Raw genomic sequence first — 20,320 nt, forward strand, 5'->3', positions numbered from 1 at the left:
GCTGGTAGCGGATAGCTGTAAGTAGCTGATAGCGATTAGCTTTTAGCCTTTGTGCAGATGCGGCTGTGAGGACACAGCCGCGGGCAAAGCGAAGGTGAATCGACTGTCGATTCTCGATTCTCGATGGCTCTCAAAATTCACGATTGCCGCTTCTCCTGCAACAGCATGTGCATTGCATCCTGCAGGGAGCCTGCGCGGTTTACTTCACCGGCGTTGATAAAGAATATTTCGTCTGCTGATTCAATGGTATTCAGCCTGTGCGCGATGATCACCCTGGTGGTGGTAGCAGGCAGCCTGCGCAGGATGTCTTCCAGCAGCTGTTCTGTTACGGTATCAATGTTGGCCGTGGCCTCATCCAGTATCAGCAGCGATGGGTTACGCAACACCGCGCGCATAAACGCCAGCAGCTGTTTCTGGCCAAGGCTGATGCTGTCGCCGCTGTTGCTTACCGTTGTGTCCAGCCCATTGTCAAAACGCGCCAGCAGGGCTTCCAGTCCGGCGTCATGCACTACCTGTACCAGTTGTTCATTGGTATAATCCAGGTATTGCTCATTGCCATACAGGATATTCTCCCGCACTGTACCTGAAAACAGGAAGGGCTCCTGCAAAATAAACCCGATGGTAGTGGCGCGTGTAGTGGCGTCGTAAGAACGTATGTCTTTTCCTTCCAGCATTATTTTGCCTTCGGTGGGGTCGTACAAACGCGCGATGAGTGAAGCGGTAGTAGTTTTACCACCACCGGTGGGGCCAACAAATGCATATGTTTTGCCACGCTCCAGTGTAAAGCTGATATGGTGCAGTACCGGTTTGCCATTGGGATAACCGAAGCTTACGTCTTTAAATTCAAGCAGCGCGGGCTGCACGGGGAAACTGTTATCCTGCACGGTTTCCAGGTTCGATTCCAGCGCCAGCAATTGGGAAATTCTGTCCCACCCTGCCATGGCTACCTGGAAATTAGCCCACAGCGCAGCCAGCTGGCGCAGCGGGTTGTAGAAGTTGTTAACGTATGCCAGGAAGCTGATGAGCAAACCCACCGTAAACGATCCGGTAGCAATTAGGTAAATACCCATTACCAGCACCACTACCTGGCCAAGGTTGGCAGAGAGGCCATACACCGGCATAAATATATTGTTGGCAACGCCTGCTTTCATGGCCGTGGTATAGTTCTGCGTATTCACCTGTTCAAAACGTTCCCTGAAATAGTCACGCCGGTTAAAGGCAATGATCACTTTAAAGTTGTTGAGGCTTTCCTGTATTTCGGCGCTCATGCCACCTACGCTTTTCAGGTTAAGTGCATTGGTGCGTTTTACCCAGGGCGATGCCAGCTTTGTAAATACCACTATCAGCAATGCCGGCGCAAGGGCTGCACTACCCAGTTCAATGTGAATACTAAGCAGGAAAATGCCTGCACCGATCATGATAATCAGGCTGCCTACAAACTGCATGAGTGACTGTGAAAAAAACTGGTTGAGTTTATCGGTATCGTTGTTGATGCGGGAGATAAGATCACCTGCTTTATTCTGGTTGAAGAAAGCCACCGGCAGCTCCTGCAGCTTGCGGAACACGGCATTGCGCAGCTGAAACAGCAAACGCTGTCCAACCCCGCCCATTAAACGTGTTTGCACATAACTGGTGCAGAAACCCACCAGGTACATGGCCAGCAGAAAGCCGGATATTACCAGCAACCCGTGGTATTCCTTGTGCTGCACATAGTGGTCAATTGCATAACCCACCAGCAGCGGGCCAGACAGGTTGATGAGTGCATTGATGATAATAAAAAGGCAGGCCAGGTATAACTTGCCTTTTTCTTCTGCGATCAGTGCAAACAGCTTGCGCAACACGGCAATGGTGGATTTCTTCTCCGGCGCCGATGCTGAGAGCTGGTTTAAATCGTATGACTGGTTGTTCATGTAACTATTTTTACAGTACGCCGTTCTGAACGGTTTCGTAATGACTGGTGCTGCGTTGTGACTGGTAAATCTGGATGTATTCAGGGCAGGATGCCAGGAGTTCTTCATGTGTGCCTTTGGCAATCACCTCTCCTTCCATCAGCAGTATAATCTGCTCGTAATGTGTTACGGCTGCAATTTTCTGCGTTACCGAAATCAGTGTAATGCCCGGGTAGTTGCGGCGAACATTGTCCAAAATACGCTGCTCGGTTTGTGTATCAACACGCGCGGTAAAATCATCCAGCAGCAATACGCGCGGGTTAATGGCCAGCGCCCTGGCCAGCATAATGCGTTGCTTTTGTCCGCCAGACAAACTGGAGCCTCTTTCCGAAACAACTGTATCCAGCTGCTGCGGCAGTGAAGCAATAAAATCGCCTAATTCAGCGGTATCAATTGCACATTGCAGGTCTTCGCTGGTAACGCTGCTGTTAAAGGCGATGTTATCCCGCACACTCATGTTAAAGATGATGCTATCCTGGAAAACCAGTCCCAGCTGCGCATGCAGGCGCTCCTTATTGTATTCGGCAATGGTATGACCATCATAGGTAATGCGCCCCTCATCCGGCTGAATCAATGCAGCCAGCAGGTACAGCAGTTGTGATTTACCACCCGCAGTAGGACCAATGATCGCTGTTTTACTGCCTGGTGCCGCTTCAAACGAAACCTGGTTCAGTGCTTTTTTGCCACCATAGTTAATCGTTACCGATTCAACGGCAACAGCCCCTTTCAATGGCTCGGCAATAGTGCCTGTATCTTTAACATCGGGCGCATCCAGTATCTCTACAAGACGATTGTATGATGCAGTTGCCTGCGCAATCACATTGCTCATAAATCCAATCACCAGTATCGGGAAAATAAGGATAACGAGATAGCTGTTAAAGGCAGCAAAATTACCGAGCGACATGCTGCCGGATATTACGAAATGGCCGCCCAGCGCAAGTATCGCCAGTATGGCCATGTTCGCGGTAAATTGTATTACCGGTATCAGTGCTGCAAACAAACGCAGGATAGACAAACCAAGATCACGCGCATCTGTGTTGGCACGCAGGAACTTATCATACTCCAGTTGCTGCGAATTAATCACCCGCACCAGCATAGAGCCGAGTATGCTTTCATTGATCACCTTATTTAACCAGTCAATGATTTCACGGCTGCGCTTGAACAGCGCGCGCACTTTGCGCAATACCATAAAAAACGTAATACCGATAATGGGTATCAGCAGCAATACTACCAGCCCCAGCCGCCAGTTAATGCTCAGCAGCAGAATGCTGGCGCCTACAATCACGAATATGGAAGAAGTGATGGAAACAATGGCCTGTGCAACAAACATTTTAATCGCATCCACATCACTGGTTAAGTTGGTGAGCAGTTTGGATGGATTGGCCTTTTGAATGAACACGTAAGATTGCCGGGAGATTTTATCAACCAGTTGCGTACGCAGGTTACGCGCTACTTTCTCAGATGCATAGGTTTGTACAATACTTTGCAGGTAAGTGACCACGAAAATAAACAGCGCTGCAGCCAGGAACCACAGCAGCGTGTGTTTGAGCACATAGGTACCGGCCGTATAGCTGTCAATACCGCGGGCAATAATGCCGGGCAATAACAGGTTTACACCGTTGCTGAACAAGGCCAGTACCACCAGCATTACCAGCATTTTTCTGTAAGGTTTCAGCAAGCTGAAGATACCCGGTTTGGACTTTCCAGCGGGAGCTGCCTGCCCTTTTTGTTTACGCATATGCCAAATTACGCCAGGCAAAGCATCTTGTCAAAAAAACAAGTACACCCCGGCTATGAAGTTGGACGAATGAACAGAAGAAATATTTTACTTTTTGCGGAAAAAGAGGAAGCCATTTACTGGATAACAAAAAACCGGCAGCCAGTGTTCACCAGCCGCCGGTTTTAAGAAAGCTGCAGGCGCAGCATTGTATTATATGTTACCGAAGAAGTCCTTCGGACAAAAAATGCCTAAACGGGAATCGACAATCGAGATGATTGCAGCGAATGTTGCCGGTGGGGACACCGGCAACGGCGGCTGTTTTATTCACTAGTGACTATTCACTTCACGATTGATGCTATTTCACCGTGATCGCCCTAGACTGTGAAGTATATGCACTGAAATAACCCAGCGCACCACCGGTAATATTGGTAACCGGGTTGGCAGGTATGCCATTGCCTTCGCCCGTGGCCGACTGATCCATGCTGTAAAAGTAGTTGTACACCGGCCTGTCGGTATTCTGCATTTCAATTACCACATGATCGCCCACATGCAGCGTACTGTCAGGATCGTTGCGGCGCAGGGAAAACGTATTGGTTTCACCATCGGTAAAATCATCGTTGCCATAGTAGATGGTTTTGTCCACATTGCCATTGATGATCTGTTCAAAATGGTAATTATCCCCCTGGCCCGGTATATCGGTATAGGCAGGCACAATCACCTTGGCTATTTTACCAAACAGCGCCTGGTCTAATACATAAATGCTATCCAGCGGCACCTGCCTCGGCATGGTAGAGCTGGCGGTAAATACATTGCTACCCACGTTTACCTGCAACTGGTAAGTACTGCCTATTTTACCCTGCAGTTGCTGCGTCTGGTACACACCTGCACTTACTTCTTTCAGTGTTTCAGTGAAAGCAGCCTGTACATCTGTAATGGTAACAGTTGCGCCACTTACGCCGGGGAATGTATTGTCTTCCTCGAAGTTTTTGGTTTGTGTAATACGTACTGTATACGGACCTGCCAGGTTGGTGACATTACCCTCCACTACATACTTTGCAGGTACACTTCTCAAATCGGTATGAATAACCTTGGTACAGGCTGCTGCACCGGAGAGCAGGCATACAGCCATTCCTATCAATGTATTTCTGGTCACTTGCTTAGAATTTAAAGTTATACGAAACAGATGGAACAAAGCTGAACAAAGAAGTCTGCACCGCTTCTGTACGCTGCGGGTTGTCTTTGGCTTCGCGGAAAGTGATCACGTAAGCATTCTTGCGGCCATAGGCATTGTACAGGCTGAATGAAAGCTCAGAAGAATATTTCTTATGCTTTTTCAGCTGCAGTGTTGCACCCAGGTCAAGACGGTGGTAGGCCGGCATGCGGTAACCATTGCGCTCGGTGTAATAAAAGATTACACGATCATCCACTTTGTATTTGCCGCTTGGGAAACTAACGGCATCACCGGTGTAGTATACCCAGTTGGCAGATAAGGACCATTTTTTATTGAGCTGGTACATACCAACAAGGGCAATATCATGCGTTCTGTCCTGCCTGGCATTGTACCACTGGTTGTTGTTGATACCGTCGATCTGTTTTTCAGATTTAGACAGTGTATAGCTTACCCATCCTGTAAAACGGCCTGCTTTTTTACGCAGCAGCCACTCAATACCATAGGCCCTGCCCCTGCCAAACAGCAGCTGTGTTTCAATCGCGTCGTTTGAATAAATATCAGCGCCATCGCGGTAATCAATCTGGTGCTGCATGGTTTTGTAGTAAGCCTCTACTGTTAACTCATACATATTGTTTTTCAGGTTGCGGTAGTAGCCAACGGAGAACTGGTCAGAGATCTCGGGTTTAATGATATTGTTGGTCACAATCCATTTGTCTGTTGGCAACGAAGCGCTTGATCCGGAGAGCAGGTGCATGTTCTGCGTATTGCGTACATACGATGCTTTTACAGAAGAGCTGCTGTTGAACTGGTAACTCAATGCCAGCCTTGGTTCAGGATATACATAGGTTTTTACGATAGCGCCGCTGTTGTAGTAAGTCGTATCGAGTATTTTACCATTGTGGTCTATATCATAGAAATTACCCTTGCCCAGCGCACTGAAAACAGACAAGCGCATACCATACGAGAGGTTAAAATTGCGCGCTACCTTCCAGTCGTTGTTCAGGTATACGGCATTCTCCCAGCCATACCTGTTCTGGAAACTGGTATCATGCAAACCGGATGTGGCGGTTACTTCACCGGGGCGGATGGTATGGTAAATACTGTTCCAGCCAAAGCGAATGGTGTTGCGTGGGTTCAGGTACAGCTGCCAGTCCTGCTTCAGGTTCCAGTCGCGCAGCTGTGAAAATATCTTGAAATCGCTGCCATTGTCGTTGATCTCGATATTGTAGTTGTAGTTGCTGAATATGGCCGATGTATTCACAAACAGCTTCGATCCGAAGTTGTGGTTCCAGCGAACGGTACCGGTGGCATTACCCCAGGTTAAGCCAAACACATTGTTGAAGCCCAGCTTGTCCCTGCCGAAATAACCGGATACATACAGGCGGTCGTTTTTGCCGAGGTTAAAGTTGAGCTTGGCATTCAGATCATAGAAGTACAGGCTGTTTTTGTTGATGGTAGAATCGTTGCTGAGCTTGAGAAACGCATCTACATAAGTCCTGCGTCCTGTTACCAGGAAAGAAGATTTATCTTTCTCTATCGGGCCTTCCGCATCAATCTTTGCCGAGATTAAACCGATACCGCCGTTTACGTGGAAGTCCTGGTTGTTGCCATCATTCATACGCACGTCTACCACAGAAGACAACCTGCCGCCGTACTGTGCGGGCATGCCGCTTTTGTACAGCGTTACGTCTTTAATGGCATCTGCATTAAACGTTGAGAAAAAACCGAGCAGGTGCGATGCATTGTACACAGGTGCATCATCCAGCAGAATCAGGTTCTGGTCTACCCCGCCGCCACGCACATAAAACCCGCTGTTACCTTCGCCTGCGGCTTTTACACCGGGCAGCAGCTGCATGGTTTTTAATACATCGCGTTCACCCAGCAGTACGGGAATGTTTTTGGTTTCCTTGATAGAGAGGTGCTCCACACCCATTTGTGTGCTGCTGATGCTGCGGCCTTTGCTTTGCGCGCTCACGGTAACATCCTGCAGGGTATTGCTTTCTTCCTGCAGCTGCGTGTTGAGCTCCGTGTTTTTGTTAAGGTCTACTTCAATCTGTTGTGCCTGTAAACCCACAGCTGCAATAATTACTGTGTACCTGCCCTGTGGCAGGGTAAGTGAAAAGAATCCGTAATCATTGGTTACTACGCCTGTGTTTTTTCCCTGCACGGTTACCGTTGCACCGATAATGCTTTCACCCGATTTCTTCGATCGGACAGCACCGCTGATGGTGTAACGCTGTTGTGCCAGTACGGGAGAAACAACAGCCATACAAAACGTAATGATGCACATGATAAGAACTGGTGTGATCGTTGCTTTTCGCATAAGAACTGGTTAATTGAACAGAACTGGTTTTGTTTATTGGAAAATGGCAATCTGTACCCCGCCCATAACGCCGCAATATAAACCGTAAATATGATCGCCACTTGTTTTATGCCAGAAATAGTGTGTACTGAGGTCGCTGTTTCTTGTAATGGTTGCAGCTACAAAGTTGAGTGTTGGCCCGCCGTATATCGCTACACTTTTCGCTACACGCAGCGATGGCAGTATACGCAGCGCGCCGTTTAAATAATCGCCGCCTTTAAAATCAGTTAGCCAGGTGCTGGATAACTCTGTATTCAGGCGCCATTGTTTGGCACGTACCAAATGCGCACCCAAACCAGCCTCCAGTCCATACCTGTTTTTCTCACTGCTGAAATTATACGCCAGTCCAAGTATTCCATACAGCACCCTGCCGCCGGAGCGGAAGCTGATTAACCCGGTGTAGTTTTCTGTAATGGCAGCGCCTATATAGCCTTCGCCGTTTTTAATGATGTTCACAATGCCGATAGGGTAATCGCTGCTGTCAGCAATATTGATAAACCCTGCCAGCTGCACGCCTTTTACCTTGCGTGCAATATTGATAAACCCTGCCACCTGGGTGTTTACATCTCCTGCCCTGTTCATAAAACCGGCCAGCTGTACGCCTTTGTAAGCTGCCTGCGCATGCCTGCCTGTAACAATGTTGCCAAAGCCTGCCATTGCAAGCCCTTTACCGCCACCATACAGGTTAAGAAAGCCTGCGCCCTGCACGCCGTTCGACTGGTGCCTGGTATAATTGGCAAAACCGGCCAGCGTTACGCCCTTCGCCGTATTGCCGATATGATTGTAGAAACCGGAAGTCTGCAGCCCCCTGGCACTGTCGAGTATAATATTGGAGAAGCCTGCGAGCGCTACATTACGCTCTGTGCGCGATACGCCTGCAATGGCATGTAATGAAAAGCCGTTGCTGTATTGCGGCGCTGCCGTACCGTTCGTACTGATGGGATACACCAGGCCAACATGCGCCGGTGCTGATTTTTGTGCGTGTAATGATAAGCCAATGCATAAACCTATAACGAGTAATGCTGCCTTACTATTGCGTGTGTAAAATGGTATGTTTCTTTTTTCCACTGCTGTTGCTTTGTTTGAGTAATTCGACAAGCAATGGATACTTTCCCCCTACGCCGCAGGTAAATTTATTTTTAAAGAGCAGAAAGGAATAACGAACATCACACTTTAAACCTTTAAACAATGAAACAATTGAACCTTTCTAGAACAACGCAATCCCGAACTGCCAGCCCGTCCAGGTGAACAGCCCTTTGCCATTGGTAATATCATGCTCACGCAGGGGAAAGTATTTGTACCCTTCGGCAGTTTGCGGTTTTTCGGTGTGGTAAAAGTTATACGCAGGCCCTGCGAAAAGGGCAATGTTTTTTGCAATACGGTACTGTAATGCAGCATGTGCACGGTACAATTGGGCAAGGTTGTTCCAGCTGCCGAGATACAGTTGTTGTGCGGTGGCTTCCAGCGTAAGCGCAAATGCAGGTGTGAAGTAAAAACCGGTGCCCAGTCCGTAACCGAAGCCAAATGCTTTTTTACCTGCAGTGGTATTGATACCTGCCAGTAAAATACTGTACAGCTTTTTGTTACCTGCACGGTAGGCCAGGTTTACATTGGTAACATCATTCGCATATACCAGCAGCTGGTGATACCCTACTTTGCTGATGTTGATTAAACCGATACTGTAACCGCGCGATGTATCGGCAATATTGATCAACCCTATCTGCACACCTTTCAGTTTGTGTGTGTAATTGAGTATGCCTGCCACCTGTACGCCGTTCACCAATCTGCGGCCGATGTTGGCTATACCTGCCAGCTGTACGCCATGTGCTTCACCACCCGCAATATTCACAATACCTGTAGCCTGTACACCATGTGTATTGGAAGATACATGGTTGTAATAACCACTTGCCTGCACACCGCCCATACTGCCTTTGATGATATTAAAACCACCGGACAGCTGCACGCCATTCAGTGAATCGAGTACGGTATTGCTGAAACCCGCGGCCTGCACGCCATATACATGCCCGCCCACTACGTTGAATAAACCGGCCAGCTGCACATAACGTACATTCCGCTGGCTGATGTTAAACAGTCCGGCCACTTCTGCGCCGTCCAAACCGGCCGTGTACCCGCCCAGTATGTTTAAGGAAGCCTTGTTCACTACCTGTGAGCCCATTTTATTGTGCGTGCTGAGACCCGGTGTAATTGACATTTGCACGGGCTTGGTGGTAAAAAAACTATTGAGGTTAAGACTGCGCATTTTTTGTTTGGAAGAGAGAAAGAACCGGCCCAGCCAGGTCTTTTCCACTTTCACATGTTTGGTTACCACCACAGGCGTTAACTCGGCAACAGGCGCCGGTACAATGCTCAGCTGCAATTGCTGATCGTACCCTGCTGCAACAGGCAGCACGGTATCCTGGTACATATCCTTGCTTACATTAATGGTGGCCGCTGCATAGCGCCCGCGTAAACGCAGCCTGAAATAACCTTTGTCATTGGTGAGTGCCGATACCAGCTGCTGCGTTTCGTATACACTGGCCCCCGAAACATAAGAGCCTGAGTTTTTATCCGTCACATAACCGCTGATGTAAAACCAATGCTCACGTACCGATGCAGCGGGCAGCAAAATGAGGTACCCGGGTGTTTCATGGTATTCAAAACGCCCGCCCAGCAAGCCGTCCAGCACATTTTTAACAGGTACATGCACGGCATGGCAATTCACCAGGCTGTCTGCATTCAGCAGGATGCTGTTGTACGAAAAGTAAAAGCCTCCCTGCTTCCCCAGCCTGTTCAATACCTCGCCAAGCGGTCGCTGTTCTGCGTGTAATACAATATCCTTTGTTAAAACAGATTGTGCGCAAACACGGCCGGCCGGTGCCAAAAGCACCAGCAACAGCAGGCGACAGACTACATTCATCAAATGATCACTCATCCGGGTATTACCTGATAATAATCTTATCTCCCTCCTTCACAATGCTAAGGCTGGCAGCAGGCTGAAATGTTTGCCTGATTATTTCCAGGATTTCGTTTAATGACTGGTTATGAAATGTGGTGGTAAGCTGCAGGTTGCGCAGGTTACTGCCGGCTATTTCAATATGGGCATTGTATGCTTCGTTCAGTTTGTCTACCAGTTTATATAAGGGCGTTTTATTGCAGACAAATGTTTTGGTGCGATAATAATTGTACAGTTCATCACTGTTAACCTGTTTCAGCGGTTTTACATCTTCGTCAGATACCAGGGCTTTTTCATTGGGCTGCAACTGTACGGCATACTGGTGTTTGCTTACCTGCACGCTGCCGGTTTCTACAATCACTTCCGTTTCGCGCGCTTTGGTGCGCACGTTAAACGATGTACCCAACACTTTTATCACGGCATCGCTGGCGTAAATGATAAAGGGTTTGTCTGCACGCGGGGCCACGTTGAAAAAAGCTTCGCCCGAAAGCGTGATGGCGCGCTCACCTCCTGTAAAATGCGCCATATAATGAATAGATGATTGTTTATTCAGTGTTACGATTGAGCCATCAGGCAGTGTATCGGTTACTACGGCATCCTGTGCATACAGGTTCAGCAGGCGGTTGCTGTTGTAGGCATGCCATAGCCAAACACCTGTTGAAATAAGCAGTAACACAGCAGCCGCCATCAGCGGGCGCAGCCATTGCCGCATGTTTTTTACCGGTGCAGGCTGTTCCTGCGCGGGCTTGCTGCGGCGTTGTTTAAACCGTTGCCAGGCAGCTTCTTCGTCTACTTCACTGGTGGCAGCCAGTTGTTTGCTTTGCTGCCAGATTAATTCGAACTGCTGAAAATAACGCTGGTTGTTGTCTGATAATGCCAGCCATTGCGCCACCTGCTGCCGCTCTGCAGCAGAAGCTTCGCCCAGCAGGTATTTTACCAGCAGCTCGTCAATAATATCGGATGATTCCATTTTCAATGCGTACGGTTTACAGGTTCAGGAGGAATAAAAGCAGCATAGGTAAAAAATCAACCAGCTTCAGTCTTAACAGCCGCAATGCCTTACCCATCTGGTTTTCCACGGTTTTAACAGAAATGCCCAGCCGCCCTGCAATTTCGTGATACTTCAGTTCTTCAAACCGGCTCATCTGGAAAATGGTGCGGCATTGTTCCGGAAGCGATTGCAGCGCCTGGTCCAGCTTCTCTTCAAGATCGCGCAATAGCAGTTTCCTGGAAGCACCTTCTGTATTGGGTGACATATGATACGATGAATAAGTTTGATAAGCGGTTTTTACCTTCTGGTGTTTCAGGTGGTTCAGACTTTCATGGTATACCGAGCGGTAGAGGTAGGCAGCAAGCGACTGTTTGATATCGATGCGGTCTGATTTTTCCCACAGCCGCACAAACACATTCTGCACCAGCTCTTCTGCAGTAGCATCATTGCGCACAATGGTGCAGGCATATGCATGCAGTGCCTTGAAGTGTTGCTTAAAAGCCTGCTCAAATGCCCATTCACCCTTATCGTATAAAACGGCTACTGTATCCGTAGCATGCAATTCCATTCGTACGGTTTGATATTTACGCTCAAATATAACAGCTTCCGTCAATGCCTTCCTTTAAGGTAATGACAAACGGTAATCCTTTTACCCCTACGGCAATGCTATATTTTTTTATACGCATTCCTTCCCCGGCAAATATGCACCATATCACCCGGATATTTCACCTTGTGCACCTATTTGTGATCATCCTGGCGCTGCAACAAATCAATGTTTCGCTATCGATTTAATTACAGTGATTTATATAGCGTTTTTTTGCATGTGCAACTGGCTTTTGCAAGAAATTAGCACTAACTTGACGGCGTCCATTAACACCCCGTTTAAAAATTAGTATGATACGTTCTTTTACTGCCAGGATTCCGCAAGACTTGCTGGAAGACCTGAAGCAGAAGATTAGTGTTACCCGCTGGCCAGATGAAATACCCGAAAGCGGGTGGCATTATGGCAGCAGCATGGCTTACATGAAGGCATTGGCCAATTATTGGCTGCACCGTTTTGATTGGCGCAAAACAGAATCACACATCAACGCTTACCCAAATTTTATTGCAGATATTGACAACCACCAGCTGCATTTTATGCACATCAAGGGCAAAGGTGCCAAAAGCTTCCCTTTGCTGGTTACCCATGGCTGGCCAGGATCGTTTATGGAGATGATGCCGCTGATTCCCCTGCTCACAGAAAATCCACAGTTTTCTTTTGACCTCATTATACCTTCCATTCCCGGCTTTGGCTTTTCTCCTGCCGTAACCCAACCCGGTATGAACAGCCAGCGCATTGCCGATTTGTGGTGCAAGCTTATGCTGAAACTGGGCTATACCGCTTTTGGTGCACAGGGAGGTGATCTCGGTGCAGGCATCAGTATCGCGCTCGCCAAAAGCTATCCGCAATATGTAAAAGCACTGCACCTCAACTATATCCCTTCTTCCTGTTTGCCGGTTTTAAACGAAGGCGAACAGTTAACCCATGAAGAAAATGAATACCGCAAACGGCAACAGCAATGGGTTACCGATGAGGGAGCCTATGCACATATACATGCCACCAAACCATTAACGCTTGCCTACGGATTAAATGATTCACCAATGGGACTGTGTGCATGGATTGTAGAAAAATACAATAGCTGGAGCGATAACGGAGGCTCTATTGAAAACTGCTTCAGCAAAGAACAATTGCTCGCCACCGTAACCCTGTACTGGGTTACGCAAACCATCCACTCTTCTACACGCCTGTATTACGAAAACAGCAAGTCGCCCTTCCAGCTTAACCCCGGCGAAAAAATAAAAACGCCAACCGGCATTGCGCAGTTTCCCCAAGAGCTCAATTTCCCGCCCCGCAGCCTGGCACAACGCGTTTTTAATATACAACACTGGAGCACTTTTAACAAAGGCGGCCATTTTGCAGCCATGGAGCAGCCACGGCTGCTGGCAGATGATATTACCCGTTTCTTTACCAACCTGTAGCAACAAAATACCCGATGTTTCCTGTTTGGCTTTCTTCCGGCATTATTGTTTCTTTTTTGCCCTATGGTTTTGGTGCAGGCATTGTGCTTGTAGTGCGGCCTTGATTTGAATGATTGTGTATGCGCTGATTATACTGGAACTGCTTATTATTCTCAGAAAAAAAGATGCGCCTACACAGATTCAGTAAGCGGGCAACGTACCATTGCCTGCAGCCTTACTGACCCGGTAAAGCGCTATCTTAAGTACACGCATTTCAAGGCAGGAAATCCGTGCCAACTGTTAAAAAGGTTTGATTAAATTTCTGTAATCATACATCACCGCTGCAGCAAGGCCATGCTGCAGCGGTTTTTATTTTTGACTGAGCCCTGTGTTTCAGAAGGTTTACACGAAGGCACTACGGTAATATGTACAGGCAGTATACTGAAACACGGGGTACAAACAATCAACAGCAGCAGCACAGTACCCTGGTAACCTGCTGCTGTTTTGCCATAGCCGGGTTTATTTTGAGGAAGCGCTTACCCGCCATATAACATCCCCCGCATCATCTGCCACCAGCATAGAACCATCATTCATGACAGCCACACCCACCGGGCGCCCATATACTTCACTCTTTGCAGTATCGCCGATAAAACCGGTCAAAAAATCTTCCGGCCTGCCACTGGGCTTCCCGTTTTTAAAGGGTACATACACCACACGGTAACCTGCCAGCTGCGACCGGTTCCAGGAGCCGTGCTGCCCAATAAAGGCACCGCCCTGGTATTTATCAGGAAAGGCTTTTGCCGTGTAAAAAACAAGTCCCAGCGACGCGGTATGTGACCCCAGCGGCACATCGGGCACAAGTGCTGTTTTTACAAGATCAGGCCGTTGTTCCTTTGCAGGAATACGCGGGTCAATATGCTGACCATAATAGCTGAACGGCCATCCGTAAAACCCGCCTTCTTTTACGCTGGTAAAATAATCAGGAACCAGGTCATCGCCCAATTCATCACGTTCGTTCACTACCGTCCACAACGTATTGGTGCCGGGCGCCCACGCCATGCCATTGGGATTACGCAGTCCGCTGGCATATACTTTCACATCACTGCCATCGGGATTGGCCTGTAAGATATTCGCGCGGTGTACTTCCTTATCAACACCATGCTCACCGGCATTACTGCCGGAACCTACTGTAACAAATAGCTTCGACTGGTCTGCATTCGTGATAATGTTACGTGTCCAGTGATTGTTATAACCTGCAGGCGGCACATCCATAATTTTTTGCCCCTTTGCAGTAATCTTTGTTTGGCCGCTGGTATATGGGTAACGCCACACAGCATCTGTATTTGCTACATAAAAATTATTACCGATCAGCAACATGCCGAACGGCTGGTTGAGACCTGTTAAAAACGTATCCCTCACTTCAGGTACACCATTTTTCAGTCCGCGGAACAGGAGTATCACATTAGCGCTCTGATCGGTGTGTTCCGATTTTATTTTACCGCTGGTAATGTCTTTCACAGCCTTGATACCCTTGCTTTCCGTATTAGCCAGTGCGGCCAGCACATCGCCATTCGGCAATACATACAACCAGCGCGGGCTTTTAATATTCACTACATACCTGTTTACGGTAAAACCGGGCGGCGCAACAGGCATTTGTCCCTGCGGCCAGCTGATCACATGACTGAAGTTTTTGACTGATTTTGACTGGAATGGCGGCGGCAGTGTAACCGTATCTCCTTCTCCGGTGCTTATTCGCTGCGGCGGCTGACTGGCAGCAGCGGAATCGGCCGCTGCCTGTGTCTTATTCTGTGATGACTGGCAACTGCAAACGGTCAGCGTTACAGCCGTACAGGCTATCAAAAGGATGCTTTGCATAGGTGTTTTTCTTTTGCCAATACAAAACATGTACCGTATGCAATTGTTAGTGAAAGAACGTGTGCCCGCCGAAAGACATGCAGCACAGCCTTTCAGCAAGAAAATGACGCTTTTATACGCCAAAAAACGTAAATTATACAAACTGCGAATGTATGAGACGACTACTACTATCCATGGGCATTGCCATCTGCCTTTTTGCTGGCAACTTTTCAAGCGCACAAACAACAGCACTATCAGGCACTATTACCGATGCGGCAACAGGCACCCCGCTGCAGGGCGTAAGTGTAAAACGCAGCAATACCAGGGGCGGCACCACAACTGACAAGAATGGTTATTTCAGCCTGCAGGTAAACCCCACAGATGTACTGGAAATAAGTTATGTAGGTTATGCCCTGCAACTGGTACATGTGGAGGGAAAAACCCAGTTGAACATACAACTTGTAGCAGCTGTTACCGAATTAAACCAGGTGGTTCTCGTAGGCACACGCGGCAGCGGACGCGCCAAAACAGAAACACCGGTACCGGTAGATATCATCAGCGTAAACCAGGCTGCCCTGCCCACTGCTAAAATGGATCTTACCTCAGTACTCAATGCCGCAGCACCATCATTCAACTACAACAAACAAAGCGGCAGTGACGGCGCCGACCAGATTGACCTTGCTACGCTACGTGGCCTGGGGCCAGATCAAACGCTTGTACTGGTAAACGGCAAACGCCGCCACCAGACCGCATTTGTTGCCGTGTTTGGTACGCGCGGACGCGGTAATTCAGGCACCGATTTAAACGCCATACCCGAAGCATCTATAGACCGCGTGGAAATACTGCGCGATGGCGCTTCTGCGCAATATGGTTCAGATGCCATTGCCGGTGTTATCAATATCATCCTGAAAAAAGACGTAAACCATCTCAATGTAAACGCCGGTTATTCGGGTTATTACGATCATAAATACAATACCTATTTCTCCCGGTCTATGGGCCAGTACCGCTACAGCAACAGCATTGACGGCAATACTTTTTCACTTGGCATTAATGATGGTGTGGCAATCGGCAGGCACGGCGGATTCATTAACCTCTCAGGCAACTTCCTTACACAGGGCAAAACCTTCCGGCAGGTCAACGATACCAGTTATGCAACCGGCCTGCCCATTAATACAGGCAGAAGAGCGCATGGCGATGGATCAGTTACTTCTGGCGGCGGTATGGTGAATATGGAAATACCTTTCGGCACCAGCAAAACCACCTTCTATGCATTCGGCGGATACAACTACAAATCATCCGATGCCTTCGCCTACACCCGCACACTGCATGGCTACAACCCGTCTTCCAGCGGCCACGACGACCGCTTTCCCACTGATGCAAACGGCAACGTGATTTATGTGCCAGGCATCATGTACAGCGTAAAATCGCCCGATGGTGAGCCTAACGATACCATCTACGATCCGCATATACAAACACATATCAGCGATGTATCTGTTGCTGCAGGTTTAAAAGGCACAACAGCCGGTAACTGGACCTGGGATTTCAGCAACACCTTCGGTCGCAATGACTTTCATTTTTATGGAGACAAAACATTCAACGCATCTGCCGGAAGTGGTCAAACCCATTTTGATGACGGCGGATTCAGCTTCCTGCAAAACACCACCAACATCACCTTCGACAAACAGATGGATGTGGCAGAAGGCCTGAACCTGGCACTGGGCGCAGAATACCGCTACGAGCAATATAAAATAAAAGCCGGCGAACAATCATCGTATACCAACTACGATCCCAACTTTATCAAGGCCACCGGCGCACAGGGTTTTCCCGGCTACCGGCCAACCGATGTAGCCAACGCCAACCGCTCTAACATAGCAGGCTTTGCAGATGCAGAACTGGATATCACCAAAAAATGGTTACTGGGCGCTGCTGTGCGATTGGAGAATTACAACGACTTTGGTTTTACCAGCAACTACAAACTGGCCACACGTATTAAACTGGCGCAGCAATTTAACGTACGTGCATCGGTGAGTACCGGTTTCCGTGCACCATCGCTGCAGCAGATCAACTACAGCTCTCAATTCACCAATGTACAGGGCGGCAACATTACCGAAGTAAAAATAGCCCCCAACTTCGACCCCGTTACCAGGGCAGCCGGTATATCAGAACTGAAACAGGAAAAATCCATCAACGCCAGCCTCGGCTTCTCCTGGAAACCCGTGTCTGACTTCACCATTACAGTAGATGGTTATTATGTAAAAGTGAAAGACCGTATTGTGTTATCGGGCCAGTTCAGCTCAGGCGACAGCACGCTCGACCCAGAGTTTATCAATGCACTGCAAACCCTGCATATCGACAATGCCCAGTTCTTTGCCAATGCTGTCAACACCACCAACATCGGCGTTGACCTGGTATTTGACTACAACCATAAATTCAGCAACAGGGAGCGTTTGCATGTATTGCTTACCGGCAACATACAGCACATGAAAATAGACAAGATCAATGTGCCGCAGAAACTGAACGACAGCTATCTGCACCGCCAGGAATTTTTCAGTGACAGGGAGCAGCGCTACATTCTTGCTTCTGCACCGCCGGTTAAACTGGGCGGCACCATCGACTACAGCATCAACAAATTCAGCGTGGGCACCCATCTTACTTACTTCGGCAGGATTAAACTGCTGGGTTACGGCTGGACAGGCGATTATGCAGGCCAGGGCATTAACCCCATTGTACCGCTCGACGCCAACCCCGATGTTACCGTACCCGAACTGTTTAACTACAATGGCAAACTGGTTACCGATGCTTATGTAAGTTATAAACTGGCAAAAGGTGTTACCTGGTTTGTAGGTGCAGACAATATTTTTAACGTGCACCCCGACCTGGGTTATGTAAAAGGTGCCAAGTATGCAGCCTACGACGGTGAAACCGGCGGGGCCTGGGATGCAGTACAGATGGGCTTTAACGGCATCCGGTTATTCACCCGCTTTGTAATTAACCTGTAAAAGCACTACCGGGTTTATTACCAAAGAAACCAGCCCTGGTACAAATAAAAATCCCCTGGCGCCATAACGGTACCAGGGGATTGTATTTTATTACCTGTTGTAAGTTGCGGTGATTAATGTTTCCTGTACAGGATAATTTCCGTACGCCTGTTCTGCCAGTCGTCTTTCTTATTCTGTGTATTCACAATCGGGTTCTTTTTACCATAGTAGTTAAAGAACATCCTGCTTTGCGGAATACCACGGCTTGCGAGGTAGTTGTAAGCTATCTCTGCGCGTTTTTTAGACAGCGGCTGGTTATAGTCCTGTGAACCATACAGGTCAGTGTAACCGATCAAATCCACAAACAGCGTGTTATCCTGCTTCAGGCGATACACCACCTGGTCAAGCACATTAAACGCGCTGGAGAGCAAGGTATGCTCATCGTAGTTAAAGTAAATAATAAACTTCGCGATAGATGGTGGCAGCGGGTTACCGAGTGAATCAGTTCCTTCACTGTATTCAGATTCCCCGTTAAGGCCATTGCGTCCGTTACCATTTTTACCATTGCTGCCACCTGCAGCGACAGCCTTGCTCAGGTCGTCCAGTCTTCCCTGCAGCACCTTAAACAATGAATCGTTTGAAGGCATTACCACGAACACATTGGTTGGTGCACCGTTACCGCCGGTACCTGTTTCTTTTTTATCAGCAGGCTTCTTACGCGGCTGCAGCTTTTTATTGCTGATTGGCAGGTAAACACCCAGTGAATAAATCATGGTGTTGGAAATATTCTGGTTTACCTTAAACCCGTAAGCAGCCTGGCCTAACAGCATAATACCGCGGGCATTGAATTTAACACCTGCACCGGCAGGGATGCTCATAAAAGCCTGGTCGTGTACCAGCGCGTTAAAGCCGCCATAAATATAGGGCTGCAGTTTAAAGCGTGCGCTCAGCAGGTGAAAGTATACCGAAGCGTTCAGAGCATTGTAAGATTTTGCCAATGCATCTGCAATCTGCACTTTATCATTGGTTACATTGCCATAATCATATCCCACATCGGCACTGAAAGCAAAGCGCGAGCTAAGATTTTTATAAACAGAAATTGCCGCTGACACGTTACCACGTGCCTTTAGCGGCAATGTATTTGCATTTGATTTGTACCCCATCCTGTTCTTTTCCAGGAAAGCGAAATCCTGTGCCTGTAACTTTAAACCCGGGGCTAAAAACCATCGCTTATCCCAGGTTCGGGTTTCTTCACCTTCTTCATTCTGGGCTTTGGAAGCCACTGCCAGCAGCAGGCAGCAGCCAGCCATACATAACACTTTTCGCATTTTTTTCATATTACACTTGTCTCGGTTTCTGCATTAAAAATCCAATTTCAAGGCAAGCTCTATCCCGTTGCGCTGATACCCGGAAGCGTGGATATCTGATACGTTGATATCGTATAAAGCAGCAATGGTTACGTTGCTGTACCTGATTTCGATGTCGGGTATAACTGCGTCATTATACCTGTATGATAAACCACAGCCTACCCCACCCTGTATGCCGGGCAGCGATTTGATGTAGTTCACATTAAAAAAATGTTTATAGGCTTGTGCCTGCCAGTTGAGTGTGGCATGAAAAGAAGCCTCGTTTTTATCCGGTGTAATATAAGTGTACCCGCCCTGGAAAGACCATTGCGGACTGAGCTTGGAGTTAGACAGTTTTTTTTGGTCGGTATAAGGTTGGTTCACATGCATTACTGAAGCGCCAATATACCATTTATTATTTTCTCCGTTACTAAAAATTGAAATTCCTGTGTTTAAATTAAAATAATAGTAAGCCCAGTTACCGGCAATATTGTCTTTACTCTGTGCACCGGTAATGGGTCCGTACTGGTCAAACTGGTCGGGAAAAGCACCGTCCATGTTAACCGTATTCAAACGGCTTTGGTAATAGCTGCCCTGAAACCCAACAGCAGCATAGGTTTCCTCATCACCCAGCGGTAAAGCATAAGACAGGCCCAGCAGTCCAACCGTGTTGCTGAATATGCCCTGGTTCGATTTATCGGAAGCAACTGCACCGCTCAGGCTGAAGTAGCCCTTGTCTGGTTCTTCCCTGTTTACCTTTTTAATAAGCGGTATATCTATCATAGCCGCAACGCTGTTATACGCCATTAATCCCTGGTACGATACGTTGCGGTAATTGAGCTTTACGGTATTCTGCTTGTCTGTTTTGAGTGATTGATTGTACCATACCGTCATGTCCTGCACGCGGGAAAAATTAATTTCCTGCGCATAGGCCATACCTGTAACCAGTAGCATCAATACACTTAAACCTGCGATTTTCATGATGGATATTTTATATT

13 protein-coding genes are annotated in these 20,320 nt (G+C 48.0%); 2 read left to right on the top strand and 11 right to left on the bottom strand.

Translation table 11 applies throughout. From position 1 onward, the window contains the following. Positions 1–137: 137 nt before the first annotated feature. From DXN05_RS15240 to DXN05_RS15275, 8 genes are all read right to left on the bottom strand, one after another. Complete coding sequence (locus DXN05_RS15240; protein WP_116848130.1) at positions 138–1,910, bottom strand: ABC transporter ATP-binding protein; 1,773 nt, start codon at positions 1,908–1,910, stop codon at positions 138–140. Between the two features lie 10 nt (positions 1,911–1,920). Beyond that, complete coding sequence (locus DXN05_RS15245; protein ID WP_116848131.1) at positions 1,921–3,687, bottom strand: ABC transporter ATP-binding protein; 1,767 nt, start codon at positions 3,685–3,687, stop codon at positions 1,921–1,923. A 337-nt stretch (positions 3,688–4,024) separates the two neighbouring features. After that, entirely contained in the window at positions 4,025–4,822 is a 798-nt protein-coding gene (locus DXN05_RS15250; protein ID WP_147313933.1) for a DUF4249 domain-containing protein, read from the bottom strand. 4 nt (positions 4,823–4,826) lie between these two features. Next, positions 4,827–7,109, bottom strand: a complete 2,283-nt coding sequence (locus DXN05_RS15255) for a TonB-dependent receptor (protein ID WP_245975221.1) — start codon at positions 7,107–7,109, stop codon at positions 4,827–4,829. 87 nt (positions 7,110–7,196) lie between these two features. Further along, a complete protein-coding gene (locus DXN05_RS15260; RefSeq protein ID WP_116848134.1) occupies positions 7,197–8,270 on the bottom strand; it encodes a hypothetical protein in 1,074 nt (357 codons plus the stop codon). A 139-nt stretch (positions 8,271–8,409) separates the two neighbouring features. Then, positions 8,410–10,134 carry a carboxypeptidase-like regulatory domain-containing protein gene (locus DXN05_RS15265; RefSeq protein ID WP_116848135.1) on the bottom strand — a complete coding sequence of 575 codons (1,725 nt, stop codon included), beginning with the start codon at positions 10,132–10,134 and terminating at the stop codon, positions 8,410–8,412. 7 nt (positions 10,135–10,141) lie between these two features. Next, a complete protein-coding gene (locus tag DXN05_RS15270) occupies positions 10,142–11,125 on the bottom strand; it encodes a FecR domain-containing protein (RefSeq protein ID WP_116848136.1) in 984 nt (327 codons plus the stop codon). 16 nt (positions 11,126–11,141) lie between these two features. Then, the gene (locus DXN05_RS15275; RefSeq protein WP_116848137.1) at positions 11,142–11,714 is read right to left on the bottom strand and encodes an RNA polymerase sigma-70 factor; all 573 of its coding nucleotides are present in this window, start codon (positions 11,712–11,714) and stop codon (positions 11,142–11,144) included. A gap of 326 nt (positions 11,715–12,040) precedes the next feature. Between DXN05_RS15275 and DXN05_RS15280 the strand changes: the two genes are divergently transcribed. Further along, the gene (locus DXN05_RS15280) at positions 12,041–13,165 is read left to right on the top strand and encodes an epoxide hydrolase family protein (protein WP_116848138.1); all 1,125 of its coding nucleotides are present in this window, start codon (positions 12,041–12,043) and stop codon (positions 13,163–13,165) included. 498 nt (positions 13,166–13,663) lie between these two features. Here DXN05_RS15280 and DXN05_RS15285 read toward each other — a convergent pair whose 3' ends face one another. Then, positions 13,664–15,019, bottom strand: coding sequence for a PQQ-dependent sugar dehydrogenase (locus tag DXN05_RS15285; protein WP_116848139.1), 1,356 nt, complete (start codon positions 15,017–15,019; stop codon positions 13,664–13,666). 152 nt (positions 15,020–15,171) lie between these two features. On the opposite strand from DXN05_RS15285, the gene DXN05_RS15290 reads away from it, so the two are divergent. Further along, on the top strand, positions 15,172–17,997 hold the full coding sequence (locus tag DXN05_RS15290) for a TonB-dependent receptor (RefSeq protein WP_116848140.1): 2,826 nt from the start codon (positions 15,172–15,174) through the stop codon (positions 17,995–17,997). Between the two features lie 113 nt (positions 17,998–18,110). On the opposite strand, the gene DXN05_RS15295 is transcribed toward DXN05_RS15290, so the two are convergent. Together DXN05_RS15295 and DXN05_RS15300 are read right to left on the bottom strand one after the other, a co-directional pair. Continuing rightward, complete coding sequence (locus tag DXN05_RS15295) at positions 18,111–19,304, bottom strand: OmpA family protein (protein WP_158559268.1); 1,194 nt, start codon at positions 19,302–19,304, stop codon at positions 18,111–18,113. Between the two features lie 33 nt (positions 19,305–19,337). Further along, positions 19,338–20,303 carry a type IX secretion system membrane protein PorP/SprF gene (locus DXN05_RS15300; protein ID WP_116848142.1) on the bottom strand — a complete coding sequence of 322 codons (966 nt, stop codon included), beginning with the start codon at positions 20,301–20,303 and terminating at the stop codon, positions 19,338–19,340. Positions 20,304–20,320 lie beyond the last annotated feature (17 nt).

The sequence above is a fragment of the Deminuibacter soli genome, assembly GCF_003412455.1.
GTDB lineage: Bacteria > Bacteroidota > Bacteroidia > Chitinophagales > Chitinophagaceae > Deminuibacter > Deminuibacter soli.